The following is a 19,438-nucleotide window of genomic DNA, read 5'->3' on the forward strand; positions in this document are numbered from 1 at the left end:
CCCTATCAGGCCCACAATTCCCCTCATTCCAGAAACACATGCCGCCCACGGAAGGCGGCGCGTTCAACCACCGCTGCATAAATAAAAATCAAGCGAGGTAAGAGCATGTCTGGCAATCGTGGAGTGGTATATCTCGGCGCCGGCAAGGTCGAGGTGCAGAAGATCGACTACCCGAAAATGCAGGACCCACGCGGCAAGAAGATCGAGCACGGCGTGATCCTGAAGGTGGTCTCCACCAACATCTGCGGCTCCGACCAGCACATGGTCCGTGGCCGCACCACTGCCCAGGTCGGCCTGGTCCTGGGCCACGAAATCACTGGCGAGATCGTCGAGAAGGGCCGTGACGTCGAGCGCATGCAGATTGGCGACCTGGTCTCGGTGCCATTCAACGTCGCCTGTGGCCGCTGCCGCTCCTGCAAGGAAATGCACACCGGTGTCTGCCTCACCGTCAACCCGGCCCGCGCCGGCGGTGCCTACGGTTACGTCGACATGGGCGACTGGACCGGCGGCCAGGCCGAATACGTGCTGGTGCCTTACGCCGACTTCAACCTGCTGAAACTGCCCGAGCGCGACAAGGCCATGGAGAAGATCCGTGACCTTACCTGCCTGTCCGACATCTTGCCGACCGGCTACCACGGTGCCGTGACTGCTGGCGTCGGCCCAGGCAGCACCGTCTACGTGGCTGGCGCTGGTCCGGTCGGCCTGGCCGCCGCTGCCTCGGCGCGCCTGCTGGGCGCTGCCTGCGTCATCGTCGGCGACTTGAACCCGGCCCGCCTGGCCCACGCCAAGTCCCAGGGCTTCGAAGTGGTCGACCTGTCCAAGGACACCCCGCTGCACGAGCAGATCGTCGACATCCTCGGTGAACCGGAAGTGGACTGTGCCGTCGACGCCGTAGGCTTCGAAGCCCGCGGCCATGGCCACGAAGGTGCCAAGCACGAAGCGCCAGCCACCGTGCTGAACTCGCTAATGCAGGTGACCCGCGTTGCCGGCAACATCGGTATCCCGGGCCTGTACGTGACCGAAGACCCGGGCGCGGTGGATGCCGCCGCCAAGATCGGCGCGCTGAGCATCCGCTTCGGCCTGGGCTGGGCCAAGTCGCACAGCTTCCACACTGGTCAGACCCCGACCATGAAGTACAACCGCCAGCTGATGCAGGCGATCATGTGGGACCGCATCAACATCGCTGAAGTGGTGGGTGTGCAGGTGATCAACCTGGATCAGGCGCCGGAAGGTTATGGCGAGTTCGATGCAGGTGTGCCGAAGAAATTCGTGATCGACCCGCACAAGATGTGGGGCGCGGCGTGATCGCGTGATGTAATAACGAGCCCCTCGATATGAGGGGCTTTTTTATGGCTGCTCGCCGGCGTCCTGCACGACAAGGACAGAGCCTTTGTCATCGGTGGCCAACAAGCCTCCGGTGTGGGTTTCGTCTGTACTCAGCTCTGCCAGCGGTTGTGCCCCGTTGCGGAAAATGGCGCGTTGCTGGTCGCCTTGTTTCACAGTGATCAGCTTGTCGCCCTGGTAGAAGAAAAGCGTACCGTTCGTTGCTTTGCTCATGGTTCAAGTCCCTGCGGTGCTGGATGAATGGGGGCTGCTTGCAGCCCATTCTGAACAGCCGCAGGGATTTTGATACTGGCAGAAATAACAGTTTTCGACGCTCACGCGGGCTCTGTGGGAGCTGGCTTGCCGGCGATGAGGCCAGCACAAGGCTCAGCGCATCATTCCCAGTTCGGCATCATCCATCAGCGCCTTGGCCAGCGCGACCAGATAGCGGCAAAAGTCATGTGGTTGACGAAGGTGGCCTGTCAAAGCCGGTCACTGATTTCGCAGCGACCGTCCGAGACTAGAGCCCAGTCCAGATCATCGCAATGGCTTAAGCGGCTTGGGACTGTAATTCAGAAGCGTCCAGCAAGTAAGGGGGAAATTCCGAAATTCTGAGAGCGATTGTTGTGCTGAGCACCCGAGCCTCAATATTAGTGCCCCTTGCGGAGCAACGGCCTTCAGCAGGTAGATCAGCTAGTAAATCAAGAAGCGACATGGGATCCGCGCCGCAATAGCTAAATCAGTAGATGTTAGGGGGACGCTCTAACTTGTGTCTGCTGTTGAGTAAGCGTTGCATAGCCAGGTAGCTCATTATTAGTCGCTGGTGTTTGAGATGCAACTAATTGCTGGGCGTTGAGAAATTTTTCGTGGGTGCGCTCAATGTATGCTTCTAGTTTTGTCAGTTTGTTGTCCTGTTTGTTAAGTTTGGCTTCATTTCTGCCTATATCGTGATTTAGGGTTGCTACTTGCTCTGAGGGTCGATTGCCGCGCCGATCAGGGTAATTATTGTCTAAGGCCGCTGTTCGCCACTGGTTTCTCTCGCCGGTAAGTTCCTGAATTTTCGTCTCGTAATGTGAAATTTTATTTTTGATCTTTATTTCTTTGTCTGCCAGTAATTGTTTTTTGGTGGTGTAGTGGCTAAGTTTCGAAATTGGGCTCCGTTTAAGGAAAGGGATCCTGAAATGCCCATTAGCATCAGTGTTATTTACCGGGTCGCCTATGCAGTATGCGTAGGCATTCAAGCCGCCTCTACCGAAGGGGCTCATAGAATCCTGGCAGCAAAACCGCATTAGGCACGAATTAAATAGTCTATAGCCGTTACCTAGTAGATACCCCTGTGTTATTGGGTCGTACTCGTACCCGTTGTAAGCGAGAAGCGCATTTGAATGTATTGCGTGCAGATAGCCATAGGGCGAATAGGTCATCGAGTTCGGAGGCATGCCCATAACAGATTTGGAGCTGTCAGTGAGCAGCATTTTTGGCGCTTGTTTTTGCTCAAGCTGAGCCAATGCCACGTCTTGCATCCGGAGAAGTTGAAAACTCCTCTGCGCAGAAACTTTGGTAGTCAGCAAGTCATTTTGGTAAAAATGCATATGGCTAACATTTTTCTCCTTGCTTGGCTGCACCTTGATGGTAGCCGCTGCATCTCCGTTGCTGGGTTCGACGTTGTTGGTCATGGTTTGTCACCCAAGGAACTGTGCGATGTTGATTTGACTGTGCCCAACATTTTCGACCGCTACAACTAGCAGTTTTGTCAGGTAACGAATGGTCGGAACAAACCCCCAACCCACGAGTCAAACCCCTCGTTTCCCAGGCCATCCCGGCCAACGAGGTCCCTCCCGATGAAAGCAGTCACCCTGGCAACCCTGATGACCCTGGCCGCAAGCCCGGTGTTCGCCTTCAACCTCAGCGACGCCGCCAACGCCGTGTCGGCCATGCAGAACCAGAATCAAAGCCAGCAAGGCCAGGTGCAGGCGCCCGAGGCGCAGGCCAATCTGCTCAACACCTTGGGCAGCGAATTGAAGATCACCCCCGAACAAGCCGTGGGTGGGGCAGGGGCGATGTTGGGGTTGGCGCGTAACAACCTCAGCAGCGAGGACTATGGCCAGCTGACCAAGGCGGTGCCGGGGCTGGACCTGCTGGCTGGCGCCAGTGCGCTGGGTGGGTTGAGTGGGTTGGGTGATTTGCTGGGCAAGAACAGTGAGAACCCGTCGGCGTTGAGCAATGCGCTGGGTAGCAATGTGCAGAACCGCAGTGACCTGGACAATGCGTTCAAGGCACTGGGCATGGATACCGGGATGATCGGGCAGTTTGCGCCGTTGCTGCTGCAGTACCTGGGGCAGCAGGGTATTGCCGGGGCTTTGTTGCAGAACCTGGGGAGCTTGTGGACTACGCCGACGCCGGCGCCGTTGGCCCAGCCTTCGGTCTGAAGGTTTTGTAGGGGCAGTGCTGGCCCTATCGCCGGCAAGCAGCTCCCACGGGGTTATCACAGGCCTCAAGGACTGGCGCTGTACCTGTGTGGCATCTGTCTTGATCAAAGTTCAAGAGCCTGCGCTGTTTTTGTGGGAGCGGGCATGCCCGCGAACTCCGGCGAAGCCGGTGCCAGACACCGCGCTGAATTCTTCGCGGGCGCGCCCGCTCCCACAAAACAAAAGCAGATCTGCGTCGGGCCGGCAGTCAGGCAGCTTCAGTGAAGTCCACCAGGCGCACCGGGCGGCGGAAGCCGGCGGTCAGTACTGCCAGGTACGCAAGACCCAGAGCGAACCAGCACAAGCCAATCACCAAGGTAAGCGCCGACAGGCTGGTCCACAGCCAAAGTGTCAACCCCAACCCCACCAGCGGCACCAGGCCATAGCTCAGCAACTCCTTGAGGTTACGCTGGGCGCCATCATCCATCAGGTGGGTTTTCACTACCGCCAGGTTCACCGCCGAAAACGCTACCAGCGCCCCGAAGCTGATCAGTGAGGCAAGGGTCGCCAGGTCGATCACCAACGCCAGCAACGAGAACGCCGAAACCAGCAGAATGGCGAACACCGGCGTGCCAAAATGCGGTGACAGGTAGCCGAATGTTCGCCGCGGCAGTACGTTATCGCGCCCCATGGTGAACAGGATGCGCGACACCGCCGCCTGCGAGGCCAGCGCCGAGCCCAGGCTGCCGGCGACATACGCAGCAGTGAAGAAGTTGGCCAGGAACTGCCCGCCCGCCTTGAACATCACCTCGTTGGCCGCCGCATCGGCATTGGCAAAGGTAGTGCCCGGCAGTACCAGTTGGCTTACATAGGCCAGCACGGTGAACAGCAAACCGGCGAACAGGGTGGTTAGGATGATTGCCCGTGGCACATCGCGGCGGGCATCGCGGCATTCTTCGGCCAAGGTCGAGACAGCATCAAAGCCGAGGAACGACAGGCAAAGCACCGCTGCACCAGCCATCAGCGCACCAAAGCCAGGCTGCGAGCCATCGCCCAGCAGTGGCGAAAGCAGGTCGAGCGGCTGGCCGGCCAGGGACTGGCAGGACAGGGCGACGAACACCACGATGAAGACGATCTGTGCGCCGACGATCAGGTTGCTGGTCTTGGCCACAGAGTGAATGCCGACCACGTTGAGCACCGTGACCAGGGCGATAGAGGCCAGCGCAATCGACCACGCGGGGATGGCGGGAAAGGCGATGTGGAGGAACAGGCCGATCAGCAGGTAGTTGATCATCGGCAGGAACAGGTAGTCGAGCAGCAGCGACCAGCCGGCCAGGAAGCCAACGTTCGGGCCGAAGGCCATGTTGGTGTAGGAGTACGCAGAGCCAGCGACCGGGAAGCGTTTGACCATGAAGCTGTAGGAGGTGGCGGTGAACAGCATGGCCACCAGTGTGACGATGTAGGCGCCAGCCGTGCGGCCACCAGTAAGTTCGGTGACGATGCCGTAGGTGGTGAAGATGGTCAGCGGGACCATGTACACCAGGCCGAAGAACACCAGGGCGGGCAGGCCGAGAACACGGCGAAGCTGGACGGGGGTAGAGTTGGGTGGGTTGGCCATCGTTCGATCCAGAGCATTTTTGTAGTTGTGCTTTGGTCGATTTTTATCCACTTAGGTGGGGGATGACAAAAAAGTAATCCTTATGCTGATTATTAGCCTGGGTTCTAATCAGTTTTCTGTAGTGCCTGGTCTGGCCTCTTCGCGGGTGAACCCGCTCCCACAGGATTACCACAGGCCTTGAAGGTGGCGTGGTCCCTGTGGGAGCGGGTTTACCCGCGAAGAGGCCCGGGCAGGCGAAAAAGACCTCAGCCCATCTCCCCCCGCAACTGCTCGATCCGCTGGTCCTTGTCCACCCACAACTGGTTCACCCAGGCCTGCACGGTCTGCCTGAACTCAGGATCATTCTCGTAATCCCCCGCCCACAGCATCGGGTCCAGTTCACGCACGCGAATGTCGATAATCACCCGGTTGATGCTGCCATTGAGCAAATCCCAGAACCCTGGCGCCTTGTTGCCGGGGTAGACGATGGTCACGTCCAGCAAGGCATCCAGTTGTTCGCCCAATGCCGCCAGCACGAACGCCACGCCACCCGCCTTGGGCTTGAGCAGGTAGCGATACGGCGATTGCTGCTGCTGACGCTTGGCTTCGGTGAAGCGTGTGCCTTCCAGGTAGTTGACCACGGTCACCGGCTGGCGCTTGAACAGTTCGCAAGCAGCCTTGGTGATTTCCAGGTCCTTGCCTTTCAGCTCGGGGTGCTTCTCCAGGAAGGCCTTGCTGTAGCGCTTCATGAACGGGTAGTCCAGCCCCCACCAGGCCAGACCCAGCAGAGGTACCCAGATCAGCTCCTTCTTCAGGAAGAACTTGAAGAACGGTGTACGGCGGTTGAGGCTCTCGATCAGCGCCGGAATATCGACCCAGGTCTGGTGGTTGCTGACGGCCAGATACGAAGTGTCCTTGCGCAGGTTCTCGACGCCGCGGATGTCCCACTGGGTCGGAATGCACAGGGCAAAGATGGCCTTGTCTATCTCCGACCAGGTCTCGGCCACCCACATCACCGCCCACGAGGCATAGTCACGGCCACGCCCCGGCAGCACCAGTTTGAGCAGCGCGAAGACCAGCAGCGGGCAGATCAACACCAGGGTATTGAGCAGCAGCAGGATGGTAGTGAGGATGCCGGTCAGCAGGCGACGCATAAAGAGACTCTTGTTGTAGGAGATAAACGGTTGGCAATGATAAGCAGGGCCGTGGCCTACGCCAAATTTCCAGTGCCCTGCGGCGAGGACAAATGTTTCACATTATGTTGGTTAGGCTTGTGACAGCGAACCTATCCTGCCAGTGCAGTCTAAGCACTGACACTCCTCAAGGAAGCCTGCCTGTGAAACCTCTGCTTGCCCTGTTGTCGTTGTTGGCACTGCCGGTCATGGCCGCTGAACCCACTATCTACGGCCGTTACGAGAACATAGCCCTGCCCGAACTGGGCGAAACCCTGAAAGCCAAGATGGATACCGGTGCCTTTACCGCGTCGCTGTCGGCCAAGGATATCGAGCTATTTACCCGCGATGGTGACGAGTGGGTACGCTTCCGCCTGGCAACCAAGGACTCGGACGGCAAGGTGTACGAGCACAAGGTCTCGCGCATCAGCAAGATCAAGGGCCGGGCCGATGAAGAGGAGGAAGGCGATGCGCCGGAAATCTCCAAGCGCCCGGTGGTCGACCTGGAGCTGTGCCTGGGTGACGTGAAGCGCACCGTGGAGGTCAACCTGGTCGACCGCAGCAGCTTCAACTACCCCCTGCTGGTGGGCTCCAAGGCGTTACGCGAGTTCAAGGCAGCGGTCAACCCGGCCAAGAAGTTTACCGCTGGCAAGCCGGGCTGCTGATGGCGAGGCGCCTGTAGCGGCCCTTTCGCGGGCACGCCCGCTCCTACAGGTAGGGCGCATACCCTGTGGGAGCGGGCGTGCCCGCGAAGAGGCCCTTCAGGCTACCGGCGCGGTGGCAACCATAGAAGGCCGCTTGATCACCTCGGCATACCACGCCGCCAACCCAGGCTGCTGCTCACGCCAGCCGAACTCGGGCTGGCGCAAATCCAGATACCCCAGCGCACAGGCCACTCCAATCGCTGCCAGGTCGAACCCGGACATCAGCTCAGGCAAATGCGCCTGCTCCAGGTTGGCCAGGCTACGGCGAATCTTGTCGCCCTGTGCCTGCAGCCAGCCGTCCCAGCGCTTGTCTTCAGGCCGCAGGAAGCTCTCATAGCGCGACGACACCGCCGCATCCATGATCGCATCGGCCTGTGACACCAGCGTCAAGCGGCGCCAACGTGCCGAGCCTTCGCGCGGCAGCAGCGGCAGGCCGACATGCTGCAGGTCGAGGTACTCGCAGATCACCCGGCTGTCATGCAGCACGGTGCCGTCCTCCAGGCGCAGGGCCGGGATCTTGCCGATCGGGTTGTCCTGGTTCAGGTTTGGGTCGCCGCTGACCGGGCTGATGTTTACCGGCTGCACTTGCACGCGTTCAAGCTGGCCGGTCTCGTGCAACACCACCATGACCTTGCGCACGAAAGGCGACAACGGCGAGTGGAACAGGGTCATCGTGCTCATGCGTCAGTTACCCTGCAGGCTGGGTGGCAGGCACACACCGGTGCCGCCGATGCCGCAGTAGCCGTCCGGGTTCTTGGCCAGGTACTGCTGGTGGTAGGCCTCGGCGAAATACACGGTTGGTGCCTGGTCGATTTCGGTGGTGATCTCGCCGAAGCCGGCCTTGCTCAGTTCGGCCTGGAAGGCGTCGCGGCTGGCCTTGGCCTGTTCCAGCTGTTCTGGGCTGGTGCAGTAGATGGCCGAGCGGTACTGGGTGCCGATATCGTTGCCCTGGCGCATGCCCTGGGTCGGGTTGTGCAGCTCCCAGAACATCGCCAGCAGCTCGCGGTAGCTGACCTTGTCCTTGTCAAACACCACCAGCACCACCTCGGTGTGGCCGGTCAGGCCCGAGCAGACCTCTTCGTAGGTGGGGTGGGGGGTGAAGCCGCCGGCGTAGCCGACCACGGTGCTGACCACGCCTTCACGCTGCCAGAAGCGGCGCTCGGCGCCCCAGAAGCAACCCAGGCCGAAGATGGCGAAGTCGATGGCGCCTTCGAAGAAGGGGCCGAGCAGCGGCGTGTCCTTGAACACGTAGTGGAACTCGGGCAGCTTCATTGGCGTTTCGCGGCCAGGCAGGGCCTGCTCCGCTGTTGGCATGACGTTTTTGTTCACCAGGATTTCCGAACGCAGGACCATGGCCGTTCCTCTGAATGTCAGTTGAATAGGTGTTGGGGCATTCGCGGGTAAACCCGCTCCCACAGATACCCCACAGATTTCGAATATTGTGGTGTACCTGTGGGAGCGGGTTTACCCGCGAAGGGACCCGTATAGGTTCTATAGTGCCCGAGGTTTACCCGGCTGTCAGGCCAGTGGGCCACGCGGATAGCGCTTCAGCCGTTCAGCCAGCTCGCGCCCCGGAATCGGCCGGTCGAACAGGTAGCCCTGGCCCACGTCGCAGCGGTGCCGACGCAGGAACGCCAGTTGTTCCGGCGTCTCGATTCCCTCGGCCACCACCTTGAGCTTGAGGTTATGCGCCATGGCCACCACCGCTGAGGTGATTTCCATATCATCCTGGTTGTCCGGGATCTCGTTGATGAAGCTGCGGTCGATCTTGAGGATGTCGATCGGAAACTTCTTCAGGTAGCTCAGCGACGAATAACCGGTGCCGAAATCGTCCATGGCCAGGGTCAGGCCCAGGGCCTTCAGCTCATCCAGCTGGCGGTGGGTATCTTCGCTGGCTTCCAGCAGCAGGCCTTCGGTCAGCTCCAGCTCCAGCAGGTGCGGGGGCAGGGCTTCTTCCTCGAGGATGGTGCTGATCGATGCCACCAGGTCCGGGTCGGAGAACTGCTTGGGGGACAGGTTGATGGCCACATGCAGGTTGCCCATGCCGGCCTCGCGCAGTTGCTGGCTCATGCGGCACGACTGGCGCACCACCCATTTGCCGATGGGGATGATCAGGCCGGTTTCTTCCGCCACGCTGATGAACTGGTCCGGGCGGATCATGCCGCGCTCGGGGTGGTTCCAGCGCAGCAGTGCTTCCAGCCCCAGCAGGCGGCCGCTGCGCAGGCACAGCTTGGGCTGGTAGAACACCTCCAGCTCGTTCTGAGTCAGGGCGCGCCGCAGGTTGTTCTCGACGAACAGCTTGTAGCTGGCTTCGGCATTGAGCACTTCGGTAAACACCTGCACCTGGTGCTTGCCGTTGGCCTTGGCCTTGTGCAGTGCCAGGCCGGCGTTTTTCATCAGGCTGGCCGGGTCGGCGCCGTGCAGCGGAGCGCAGGCCAGGCCCACCGAGGCGGTCACGTTGATCAGCTGGTTGTCGACGAACATCGGCTTGTCGAGGGTGCGCAGCAATTGCTGGGCGACGCCCTGGCCATCTTCCAGGCTGGTGTCGTCGAGCAGTACGGCGAACTCGTTACTGGCAAAGCGCGCCAGGATACCGCCGGTGTGCAGGCTGTTGCGCAAGCGCCGGGCCAGGCTGATCAGCAGCTTGTCGCCGGTCTGGTGGCCGAGGCTGTCGTTGATGCGCTTGAAGTTGTCGATGTCCACCAGCAGCAGGCACATCGAGTGCTCGCCATCACGGGCAAAGCGCTCGTCCAGGCTGCGGATGAACGCCGGGCGGTTGCCCAGGTTGGTCAGGTTGTCGGTGTAGGCCAGGCGCTCGATGCGTTGCTGGGCCAGCTTGGTCTGGGTGACGTCTTCGTAGATGCCGATGTAATGGGTCAGCTCACGGTTGTCGCCGTATACCTTGGAAATCGACAGCTGGCCCCAATAGGGCTCGAGGTTCTTGCGCCGGCTCTTGAACTCGCCCTGCCAGCTGTTGCCCATGGCCAGGCTCGAGGGCGAGTCGAACAGCAGCTCGCTCAGGTTCTCCAGCGCCGGCAGCTCGCCCAGGTGGCGGCCTTGCACTTCCTCGGTGCTGTACTGGGTGATCGCGGTAAAGCTGGGGTTGACGTACTCCACCACGCCGTCACGGTTCACCAGCAGGAAGGCGCTGGCGCTCTGCTCGACCGCACGCTGGAACAGGTGCAGGGCGCTGGCGGCGGTGCGCCGGTTGTGGTTGGTGATGACCTGGGCGAACTGGTCGGCCAGTTCGCCGGCAAAGGCTATTTCGTCCGATTGCCAGGCGCGTGTCTGGCCGGTCTGCTCCAGGCACAGCACGCCGACTACCTGGCCATCGACACGGATGCTGGCATCGAGCATGGCCTTGTTTTCCGGACACATGCTTTGCGCCAGGGCGCGGGTACGCGGGTCATGGCCGGCATTGTGGGCGTCGATGGCACGGCTGGCGTGCAGCGCGTCGAGGTAGTCGGGGAAGCGACTGGCATCGATGGCTTCGGGCTGGCGGTGCTCCTGCGCGTCCCGGTACCAGGCGATGATCGGCTCCAGGCGCTGGTCTTCCAGATGCCAGATGCTGGCGCTGTCGACCTTGTAGATCTCGCAGGCGCTCTGGGTAATCAGCTGGGCGGCTTCGCGCAGCGAATTCCCGGCGCTGTAGCGCTGGCGGGCCAGGCGCAGGATCAGGTCTTGCTGGCCACGAACCCGTTCCAGGTGCTCGAGTTGTTCCTGCTGCGTGCGCTGGTTCAGTTGCAGCGCCAATTGCAGGCGGTTGTTGCGCGATTCCAGGTCGCTGGCACCGGCCTCGCCGGTATCTTCGGCGTGGTCGTCGAGCACACTCAGGTAGCCGCGCAACAGGTGGCGGTTGTGCTGCTTGTAGGCTTCCCCGGTTTCCAGCAGGCGTAGCGATGCAGTTGGCGTGTGCAAGGTGTATCGCACGCGGAAGTAGCCGCGCTGGGCCAGTTGCGACTGGATCTCGTCGTGCAGCCGGTAACGGGCTTCGGGTTCCATCAAGCTGGCGTAGGGTGCGTCTACCAGGGCGCAAAGGTCGCCGGCGTGCAGGCCGAACTGGCGCTCGCAGGCCGGGTCGAGGTAGAGCATGGTCCAGGTGGCTTCGTTGAGCCTTTCGAAACGCAGCATGCCGAGCCGCGAGGGCACGGGTAACTGCGTGACGACCTCGGCCGCCACACGGCTGGCGGCATCGGGTTGGCTTTTCATCGAAGACTCGCTTGAAGAGGGAACGCGGCCTTTGGGGCGGCAGGTCTGGCAAGGTTGCATCATGTCCCGGGGGCTGGCAAGCGGCCGAGCTTGATGCTGTGGATGGGTTATCGGCTGTTTGGTCGGAATCTGTAGGTTGACTGGAGATCCTGGGGCCGCTTTGCGGCCTGTGGGAGCGGGTTTACCCGCGATGAATCCAACACAGTACATGGCACCGGCTGCGCCGGTGTTCGCGGGTGAACCCGCTCCCACAGAGGGTGCAGCCCACCGGGAAAATCAAGGCAAAAAAAAGCCCCGCCAATCGACGGGGTTGAGGTACGAGCGTGGCAGCTCGAAAAGGGTACTGCCCCTCGCAGAGAGGGGCAGTGTGCTGCCTTACAGCAGCATGGTGCGGATATCGCCCAGCACGTCGCCCAGGCGCTTGGTGAAGCGCGCGGCGGCAGCGCCGTTGATCACACGGTGATCGTAGGACAGCGACAGCGGCAGCATCAGCTTCGGCTGGAAGGCCTTGCCATCCCAGACCGGCTGCATGGTCGCCTTGGAGACGCCCAGGATAGCCACTTCCGGCGCGTTGACGATCGGCGTGAAGCCGGTGCCGCCAATGTGGCCGAGGCTGGAGATGGTGAAGCAGGCGCCTTGCATCTCGTCGGCCGAGAGCTTCTTGGTGCGGGCTTTTTCGGCCAGCGCAGCCGCTTCGGCAGCCAGTTGCAGCAGGCTCTTCTGGTCGACGTTCTTGATCACAGGGACCAGCAGGCCGTCCGGGGTGTCCACGGCGAAGCCGATGTGCACGTACTTCTTGCGGATGATGGCCTTGCCGCTTGGCGCCAGCGAGCTGTTGAAGTCCGGCAGTTCCTTGAGCAGGAAGGCGCAGGCCTTGAGCAGCAGTGGCAGCACGGTCAGCTTCACGCCAGCCTTCTCGGCCACGGCCTTCTGCGCAACGCGGAAGGCTTCCAGCTCGGTGATGTCGGCAGAGTCGAACTGGGTCACGTGCGGCACGTTCAGCCAGCTGCGGTGCAGGTTGGCAGCACCGACCTGCATCAGGCGGGTCAGGGCCACTTCTTCCACTTCACCGAACTTGCTGAAGTCCACGGCAGGGATCGGCGGGATGCCGGCGCCACCGGTTGCACCAGCGGCTGCCGGTGCGGCCGATGCCTTCTGCATCATCGCCTTGACGTAGACCTGCACGTCTTCTTTCAGGATGCGGCCGTGCGGACCGGTCGCGGCAACCGCGCCCAGGTCGACGCCGAATTCACGGGCCAGCTGACGAACCGCCGGGCCTGCGTGAACCTTGGCGTTGCTGCCGGCAGCCGGTGCGGTAGCAACCGGTGCAGGGGCAGCAGCCGAGGCAGCAGCGGCAGGTGCGGCGGCTGGAGCCGCCTCAGCCTTGGCCGGGGCAGCAGCAGCGGCAGGTGCCGGAGCAGCAGCCGGGGCAGCGCCGGCGACTTTCAGCTTGAAGATCAGGTCGCCAGTGCCGACTTCGTCTTCCAGCTTGCACAGGACTTCTTCGACCACGCCGGCAGCCGGCGACGGGATTTCCATGGAGGCCTTATCGGACTCCAGGGTAATCAGCGACTGGTCGGCTTCGACGGTGTCGCCGACCTTGACCAGCACTTCGATGATCTTGGCCTTGCCCGACGAACCGATGTCCGGCACGTGGATGTCCTGCACGCTGGCGGCAGCCGGGGCTGCGGCCGGAGCAGGGGCAGGGGCGGCTTCGGCGGCAGGAGCCGGCGCAGCAGCCTGGGCCGGAGCAGCGGCCGGGGCCTCAGGGGCCGCAGCAGCGGCGCCCTCGGCTTCCAGGACCAGCAGCTCGTCGCCTTCTTTCAGGCGGTCGCCCAGCTTGACCTTCAGTTCCTTGATCACGCCGGCCTTGGGAGCCGGGATCTCCATGGAGGCCTTGTCGGACTCCAGGGTCAGCAGGCTCTGGTCAGCCTCGATACGATCACCGACCTTGACGAACAGCTCGATGATTTCACCTTCACCGCTGCCGATGTCAGGTACGCGAATGAGTTCGCTCACTTAAAAATACTCCTCAGCAGTCCAGTGGGTTGCGCTTGTCCGGGTCGATACCGAACTTGACGATAGCGTCTGCAACAACCTTTGGTTCGATCTCGCCACGGTCAGCCAGGGCTTCCAGGGCAGCCAGCACCACGAAGTGGCGGTCGACTTCGAAGAAGTGGCGCAGCTTCTTGCGGCTGTCGCTGCGACCGTAACCGTCGGTACCCAGGACCTTGAACTCTTTGCTCGGTACCCACTGGCGAATCTGCTCGGCGAACAGCTTCATGTAGTCGGTGGAGGCGATGACCGGGCCCTTGCGACCGTTCAGGCACTGCTCGACGTAGGTCTGCTGTGGCTTCTGGCCAGGCTTCAGGCGGTTGGCGCGTTCCACGGCCAGGCCGTCACGACGCAGTTCGTTGAAGCTGGTGACGCTCCATACGTCGGCACCGACGTTGAACTCTTCACGCAGGATCTTCGCGGCTTCGCGGACTTCGCGCAGGATGGTGCCGGAGCCCATCAGCTGTACGTGATGCGCGGCATCGCGGGTGTCTTCTTCCAGCAGGTACATGCCCTTGATGATGCCTTCCTCGACACCGGCCGGCATGGCTGGCTGCTGGTAGGATTCGTTCATCACGGTGATGTAGTAGAAGATGTCCTGTTGCTCTTCGGTCATCTTCTTCATGCCGTCCTGGATGATCACCGCCAGCTCGTAGCCGTAGGTCGGATCGTAGGTGCGGCAGTTCGGGATGGTGCCCGCCATCATGTGGCTGTGACCGTCTTCGTGCTGCAGGCCTTCACCGTTCAGGGTGGTACGGCCGGCGGTACCGCCGATCAGGAAACCACGGGTGCGGCTGTCGCCGGCAGCCCAGGCCAGGTCGCCAATACGCTGGAAGCCGAACATCGAGTAGAAGATGTAGAACGGCAGCATCGGCTGGTTGTGGCAGCTGTACGAGGTACCGGCAGCGATGAACGACGACATGGCGCCGGCTTCGTTGATGCCTTCCTCGAGGATCTGGCCCTTCTTGTCTTCGCGGTAGAACATCACCTGGTCTTTATCGACTGGCTCGTAGAGCTGGCCGACCGACGAGTAGATGCCCAGCTGGCGGAACATGCCTTCCATACCGAAGGTACGGGCTTCGTCCGGGATGATCGGGACGATGCGCTGGCCGATTTCCTTGTCCTTGACCAGCTGCGCCAGAATACGCACGAAGGCCATGGTGGTGGAGATTTCGCGGTCACCCGAGCCGTCCAGGATCGCTTTCAGCGTTTCCAGTGGCGGGGTCGGCACGCTGAAGCTCTTGGCACGGCGCTGAGGTACGAAACCGCCCAGGGCAGCACGGCGCTCGGCCAGGTACTTGGCTTCGGCAGAACCTTCTTCCGGCTTGAAGAACGGCAGGTTCTCAAGGTCAGCATCCTTGACCGGGATGTCGAAGCGGTCACGGAAGTGACGCAGGCTGTCGACGTCGACCTTCTTGGTGTTGTGCGCGGTGTTCTTGGCTTCGCCGGCACCGGTACCGTAACCCTTGATGGTCTTGGCCAGGATGACGGTAGGCTGGTCCTTGTGGTTGACCGCCTGGTGGTACGCCGCGTAGACCTTGTACGGATCGTGGCCGCCACGGTTGAGCTTCCAGATCTCTTCGTCGGACAGGTCTTCGACCATGGCCTTGAGCTCTGGGGTGTTGAAGAAGTTCTCACGAACGTACGCGCCGTCTTTGGCTTTGTAGTTCTGGTACTCGCCGTCGATGACTTCGTCCATGCGGCGCTGCAGGGCACCGTTGGTGTCCTTGGCGAACAGTGGGTCCCAGAAACGGCCCCAGACGACCTTGTTGACGTTCCAGCCACCGCCACGGAACACGCCTTCGAGTTCCTGGATGATCTTGCCATTGCCGCGAACCGGGCCGTCGAGGCGCTGCAGGTTGCAGTTGATGACGAAGATCAGGTTGTCCAGCTTCTCGCGGCCGGCCAGGGCGATTGCGCCCAGGGATTCCGGCTCGTCGCACTCGCCGTCGCCCATGAAGCACCAGACCTTCTGCTTGCCGGCCGGGATGAAGCCACGGGCTTCAAGGTACTTCATGAAACGTGCCTGGTAGATGGCCTGGATCGGGCCCAGACCCATCGATACGGTCGGGAACTGCCAGAAGTCAGGCATCAGCCATGGGTGCGGGTACGAAGACAGGCCGTTGCCGTCCACTTCCTGACGGAAGTTGTTCATCTGGTCTTCGCTGATGCGGCCTTCCATGAAGGCACGGGCGTAGACGCCTGGCGAAGCATGGCCCTGGAAGAAGATCAGGTCGCCGCCGTGTTCTTCGGTCGGGGCCTGGAAGAAGTAGTTGAAGCCGATGTCGTACAGGGTGGCGCTGGAGGCGAAGCTGGAGATGTGTCCGCCCAGGTCCGAGTCTTTCAGGTTGGTACGCATGACCATGGCCAGGGCGTTCCAACGCACCATCGAGCGAATGCGGCGTTCCATGAACAGGTCGCCAGGCATGCGTGCTTCGTGGGTGACAGGGATGGTGTTGCGGTATGGCGTGGTGATCGCATACGGCAGCTGGGAGCCACTACGGGTGGCCAGCTCGCCCATACGGGTCATCAGGTAATGAGCGCGGTCTTCGCCTTCTTTGTCGAGGACCGACTCCAGGGCATCCAGCCATTCCTGGGTTTCGATTGGATCGAGGTCTTGCATGGCTTGCTCCAGGGCGGAAAGGCAACCAGAATCGATTGCCTGAAGTTGCGACTGGCCTTATGGGCAGACGTCGTGAATTCTTGGATTACCGGGGTGTCCTCCGGCGCCGTGTAGTTTTACTACATTTGCTTTCGCATTTCATGCTTTTACACGACACGAGTAGTAGTAAAACTACATTTGTGCGACGTTTCGTCGCATGTTGGCTTGTGAGGAAAAACGTTCATGTTGGTTGGCGTTGTGTCGCGAGCGGGTAATTCTTGATGTTTGCTACCAATTTTCCGTTTTTTTCAGCTATTTCCAACTTTTGTACGACAGTCCAACCGTGGTCCGGCTTCCCCTTGGCCGCTTGTTCCCCTCTCTTTCACGCCGATCAAGGATAGACCATGCGCCTACCTTTGCCGTCCGATCTGCCCGCCACCTTGCAGCCGCTGATCATTCGCAACCAGCAATTCCTCAGCGATGCGGTGGCTGCCCACCCGGAACTCGACCTGCACATCTGGAGCCCGCTGCATCGGCAACAGTTCGACCAGGTAGCCGCCGCCAGCGACTTCGTCCTCGGCCTGGCCCGGCGCGAGCCGGCCATGCTGTTCGGCCTGCTGGCCAGCGGCGAGCTGGACCGGCGCTACGCTGCCGGTGAACTGCGCGGGCACATCGCCGCCACGGCCCAGGCGGCGCAGAGCGAAGACGAGCTGGCGCGCAACCTGCGCCGCGAGCGCAACCGTCAACAGCTGCGCATCATCTGGCGCGATATCACTCGCCAGGCCGAGTTGGGCGAAACCTGCCGCGACCTGTCCGACCTGGCCGATGCCGCCATCGACGAAGCCTACCAGTGGCTGTACCCGCGCCACTGCCAGCAGTTCGGTACGCCTGTCGGTAACCGCAGCGGCCAGCCGCAGCACATGGTGGTGCTGGGCATGGGCAAGCTGGGCGCGGTGGAGCTGAACCTGTCGTCGGACATCGACCTGATCTTCGCCTTCCCCGAAGGTGGCGAAACCGAAGGGGTGAAGCGCTCGCTAGACAACCAGGAGTTCTTCACCCGTCTGGGCCAGCGCCTGATCAAGGCCCTGGACCCGGTCACCGTCGACGGTTTCGTGTTCCGCGTCGACATGCGCCTGCGCCCCTACGGATCGGCCGGTGCGCTGGTGCTCAGCTTCAATGCCCTGGAGCAGTACTACCAGGACCAGGGCCGCGACTGGGAACGCTACGCGATGATCAAGGCGCGGGTGGTGGCCGGCGACCAGGCGGCCGGCGCGCAGCTGCAGGAGATGCTGCGGCCGTTCGTGTACCGCCGCTACCTGGATTTTTCCGCGATCGAAGCGCTGCGCACCATGAAGCAGCTGATCCAGCAGGAAGTGCGGCGCAAGGGCATGGCCGACAATATCAAGCTGGGTGCCGGGGGCATTCGCGAGGTGGAATTCATCGCCCAGGCCTTCCAGCTGATCCACGGCGGGCGCGACCTCAGCCTGCAACAGCGGCCGCTGCTGAAAGTGCTGGCCACCCTCGAGGGCCAGGGCTACCTGCCGCCAGCCGTGGTCGCCGAGCTGCGCGAGGGTTATGAATTCCTGCGCTATACCGAGCACGCCATCCAGGCCATCGCCGACCGCCAGACGCAGATGCTGCCGGACAGCGAGACCGATCAGGCGCGGGTGGCCTACATGCTCGGTTATGCCGACTGGCAAAGCTTCCATGACCAACTGACGCACTGGCGTGGCCGCATTGACTGGCATTTCCGTCAGGTGATCGCCGACCCGGATGATGAAGACGGCGAAGGCGAGCTGGTGGTGGGTGGCGAATGGTCGCCGCTGTGGGAGCAGGCGCAGGATGAAGAGGCCGCTGGCCGTCAGCTGCAGGAGGCCGGCTTCCAGCAGCCCGCCGAAGCCCTGCGGCGCCTGGCCGCGCTGCGCTCCAGCCCGCAGCTGCGTTCGATGCAGCGGATTGGCCGTGAGCGCCTGGACGCCTTTATCCCGCGGTTGCTGGCCCAGGCTGTGGAGCATGACAACCCCGACCTGGTGCTCGAGCGCGTGTTGCCGCTGGTCGAGGCCGTGGCGCGGCGTTCTGCCTACCTGGTGTTGCTCACCGAAAACCCCGGCGCCTTGCGCCGCCTGCTGACCCTGTGCGCCGCCAGCCCATGGATTGCCGAGCAGATTGCCCGCTACCCGCTGCTGCTCGACGAGCTGCTCAATGAAGGCCGCCTGTTCAGCCCGCCACTGGCGCCGGAGCTGGCCAGCGAATTGCGCGAACGCCTGACGCGCATCCCCGAGGACGACCTGGAACAGCAAATGGAGGCGCTGCGCCACTTCAAGCTGGCCCACAGCCTGCGCGTGGCCGCCTCGGAAATCAGCGGCAACCTGCCGCTGATGAAGGTCAGCGACTACCTGACCTGGCTGGCTGAGGCCATCCTCGACCAGGTACTGGCCCTGGCCTGGCGCCAGACCGTGGCCCGCCACGGCCAGCCCAAGCGCAGCGACGGCAGCCTGTGCGACCCGGGCTTCATCATCATCGGCTACGGCAAGGTAGGTGGCCTGGAGCTGGGTCACGGCTCGGACCTGGACCTGGTATTCATCCATGACGGCGACCCGCAGGCGGAAACCGACGGCGCCAAGCCGATCGACAGTGCGCAGTTCTTCACCCGCCTGGGCCAACGCATCATTCACCTGCTGACTACCCAGACCAACTCGGGCCAGCTGTATGACGTGGACATGCGCCTGCGCCCGTCGGGTGCCTCGGGCCTGCTGGTGAGCTCGCTGGGTGCGTTCGAGCGCTACCAGCAGAACGAGGCCTGGACCTGGGAGCACCAGGCCTTGGTGCGGGCCCGGGTGCTGGTGGGCTGCAAGCAGGTGGGCACGGCATTCGAAGGTGTGCGCGCCAAGGTTCTGGGCCAGGCCCGCGACCTGGAAAAACTGCGCAGCGAAGTGAGCGAAATGCGCGCCAAGATGCGCGATAACCTCGGCACCAAGGCCACCGCTGCCGGTACCGCAGCCAACGCTTTCGAGGCCGGTGTGCCGTTCGATATCAAGCAGGATGCCGGCGGTATCGTCGATATCGAATTTATGGTGCAATACGCCGCTTTGGCCTGGTCCCACGACCACCCGGCCATACTCCGATGGACCGATAACATCCGCATTCTGGAAGAGCTGGAGCAGGCGGGTTTGATGCCGGCCAGTGACGCGGTGCTGTTGCGTGAAGTGTACAAGGCGTTCCGCTCGGCCTCGCACCGCCAGGCTCTGCAAAAGGAGGCTGGGGTGATCGATGCAGCGCAGTTTGCCGATGAACGCCGTGAGGTGCGGCGGATCTGGGGTGAATTGGGTCTGACTTGAAGGCCTCGCCAACCCTGTGGGAGCGGGTTC

General features: G+C 62.0%; 13 protein-coding genes. 4 read left to right on the forward strand and 9 right to left on the reverse strand.

Annotated features, from left to right (window positions below):
* Positions 1 to 105: 105 nt before the first annotated feature.
* Entirely contained in the window at positions 106 to 1,305 is a 1,200-nt protein-coding gene (gene fdhA, locus RIN61_RS13465) for a formaldehyde dehydrogenase, glutathione-independent (protein ID WP_003255673.1), read from the forward strand.
* Positions 1,306 to 1,347: 42 nt separating this feature from the next.
* Here the strand turns inward: fdhA and RIN61_RS13470 are convergent, their stop codons facing one another.
* Positions 1,348 to 1,557, reverse strand: coding sequence for a hypothetical protein (locus RIN61_RS13470; RefSeq protein ID WP_112251432.1), 210 nt, complete (start codon positions 1,555 to 1,557; stop codon positions 1,348 to 1,350).
* 515 nt (positions 1,558 to 2,072) lie between these two features.
* Positions 2,073 to 2,999 (reverse strand): RHS repeat-associated core domain-containing protein, encoded by a 927-nt coding sequence (locus RIN61_RS13475; RefSeq protein WP_313852324.1) that lies wholly within the window; start codon positions 2,997 to 2,999, stop codon positions 2,073 to 2,075.
* 165 nt (positions 3,000 to 3,164) lie between these two features.
* On the opposite strand from RIN61_RS13475, the gene RIN61_RS13480 reads away from it, so the two are divergent.
* Positions 3,165 to 3,752 (forward strand): DUF2780 domain-containing protein, encoded by a 588-nt coding sequence (locus RIN61_RS13480; protein WP_112251436.1) that lies wholly within the window; start codon positions 3,165 to 3,167, stop codon positions 3,750 to 3,752.
* Positions 3,753 to 3,999: 247 nt separating this feature from the next.
* Here the strand turns inward: RIN61_RS13480 and RIN61_RS13485 are convergent, their stop codons facing one another.
* On the reverse strand, positions 4,000 to 5,349 hold the full coding sequence (locus tag RIN61_RS13485; protein ID WP_313852327.1) for an APC family permease: 1,350 nt from the start codon (positions 5,347 to 5,349) through the stop codon (positions 4,000 to 4,002).
* A gap of 245 nt (positions 5,350 to 5,594) precedes the next feature.
* Positions 5,595 to 6,482: a 1-acylglycerol-3-phosphate O-acyltransferase, YihG family gene (locus RIN61_RS13490; RefSeq protein WP_207878589.1), complete on the reverse strand. Its 888-nt coding sequence runs from the start codon at positions 6,480 to 6,482 to the stop codon at positions 5,595 to 5,597.
* A gap of 182 nt (positions 6,483 to 6,664) precedes the next feature.
* Between RIN61_RS13490 and rloA2 the strand changes: the two genes are divergently transcribed.
* On the forward strand, positions 6,665 to 7,165 hold the full coding sequence (gene rloA2 / locus RIN61_RS13495) for a retropepsin-like aspartic peptidase RloA2 (RefSeq protein WP_015268670.1): 501 nt from the start codon (positions 6,665 to 6,667) through the stop codon (positions 7,163 to 7,165).
* Positions 7,166 to 7,261: 96 nt separating this feature from the next.
* On the opposite strand, the gene RIN61_RS13500 is transcribed toward rloA2, so the two are convergent.
* From RIN61_RS13500 to aceE, 5 genes are all read right to left on the reverse strand, one after another.
* Positions 7,262 to 7,885: a glutathione S-transferase gene (locus RIN61_RS13500; protein ID WP_207878587.1), complete on the reverse strand. Its 624-nt coding sequence runs from the start codon at positions 7,883 to 7,885 to the stop codon at positions 7,262 to 7,264.
* 3 nt (positions 7,886 to 7,888) lie between these two features.
* Positions 7,889 to 8,557 (reverse strand): peptide-methionine (S)-S-oxide reductase MsrA, encoded by a 669-nt coding sequence (gene msrA, locus RIN61_RS13505; protein WP_056805689.1) that lies wholly within the window; start codon positions 8,555 to 8,557, stop codon positions 7,889 to 7,891.
* 165 nt (positions 8,558 to 8,722) lie between these two features.
* Positions 8,723 to 11,413 (reverse strand): putative bifunctional diguanylate cyclase/phosphodiesterase, encoded by a 2,691-nt coding sequence (locus RIN61_RS13510; protein ID WP_112251444.1) that lies wholly within the window; start codon positions 11,411 to 11,413, stop codon positions 8,723 to 8,725.
* Positions 11,414 to 11,788: 375 nt separating this feature from the next.
* A complete protein-coding gene (gene aceF / locus RIN61_RS13515) occupies positions 11,789 to 13,432 on the reverse strand; it encodes a dihydrolipoyllysine-residue acetyltransferase (RefSeq protein ID WP_207878585.1) in 1,644 nt (547 codons plus the stop codon).
* Between the two features lie 13 nt (positions 13,433 to 13,445).
* Complete coding sequence (gene aceE, locus RIN61_RS13520) at positions 13,446 to 16,091, reverse strand: pyruvate dehydrogenase (acetyl-transferring), homodimeric type (protein WP_112251448.1); 2,646 nt, start codon at positions 16,089 to 16,091, stop codon at positions 13,446 to 13,448.
* Between the two features lie 383 nt (positions 16,092 to 16,474).
* Between aceE and glnE the strand changes: the two genes are divergently transcribed.
* Entirely contained in the window at positions 16,475 to 19,408 is a 2,934-nt protein-coding gene (gene glnE, locus RIN61_RS13525; protein ID WP_207878583.1) for a bifunctional [glutamate--ammonia ligase]-adenylyl-L-tyrosine phosphorylase/[glutamate--ammonia-ligase] adenylyltransferase, read from the forward strand.
* Positions 19,409 to 19,438: the final 30 nt, after the last annotated feature.

This window comes from Pseudomonas inefficax, assembly GCF_032164165.1.
In the GTDB taxonomy this organism is placed as follows: domain Bacteria; phylum Pseudomonadota; class Gammaproteobacteria; order Pseudomonadales; family Pseudomonadaceae; genus Aquipseudomonas; species Aquipseudomonas inefficax.

What these genes read in the sequence shown, in the direction of transcription:
- RIN61_RS13500 (WP_207878587.1), bottom strand. Translation starts at nt 7,885, where the DNA reads ATGAGCACGATGACCCTGTTCCACTCGCCGTTGTCGCCTTTCGTGCGC.
- msrA (WP_056805689.1), bottom strand. Translation starts at nt 8,557, where the DNA reads ATGGTCCTGCGTTCGGAAATCCTGGTGAACAAAAACGTCATGCCAACA.
- RIN61_RS13475 (WP_313852324.1), bottom strand. Translation starts at nt 2,999, where the DNA reads ATGACCAACAACGTCGAACCCAGCAACGGAGATGCAGCGGCTACCATC.
- RIN61_RS13480 (WP_112251436.1), top strand. Translation starts at nt 3,165, where the DNA reads ATGAAAGCAGTCACCCTGGCAACCCTGATGACCCTGGCCGCAAGCCCG.
- aceE (WP_112251448.1), bottom strand. Translation starts at nt 16,091, where the DNA reads ATGCAAGACCTCGATCCAATCGAAACCCAGGAATGGCTGGATGCCCTG.
- fdhA (WP_003255673.1), top strand. Translation starts at nt 106, where the DNA reads ATGTCTGGCAATCGTGGAGTGGTATATCTCGGCGCCGGCAAGGTCGAG.
- RIN61_RS13510 (WP_112251444.1), bottom strand. Translation starts at nt 11,413, where the DNA reads ATGAAAAGCCAACCCGATGCCGCCAGCCGTGTGGCGGCCGAGGTCGTC.
- RIN61_RS13490 (WP_207878589.1), bottom strand. Translation starts at nt 6,482, where the DNA reads ATGCGTCGCCTGCTGACCGGCATCCTCACTACCATCCTGCTGCTGCTC.
- glnE (WP_207878583.1), top strand. Translation starts at nt 16,475, where the DNA reads ATGCGCCTACCTTTGCCGTCCGATCTGCCCGCCACCTTGCAGCCGCTG.
- RIN61_RS13470 (WP_112251432.1), bottom strand. Translation starts at nt 1,557, where the DNA reads ATGAGCAAAGCAACGAACGGTACGCTTTTCTTCTACCAGGGCGACAAG.
- RIN61_RS13485 (WP_313852327.1), bottom strand. Translation starts at nt 5,349, where the DNA reads ATGGCCAACCCACCCAACTCTACCCCCGTCCAGCTTCGCCGTGTTCTC.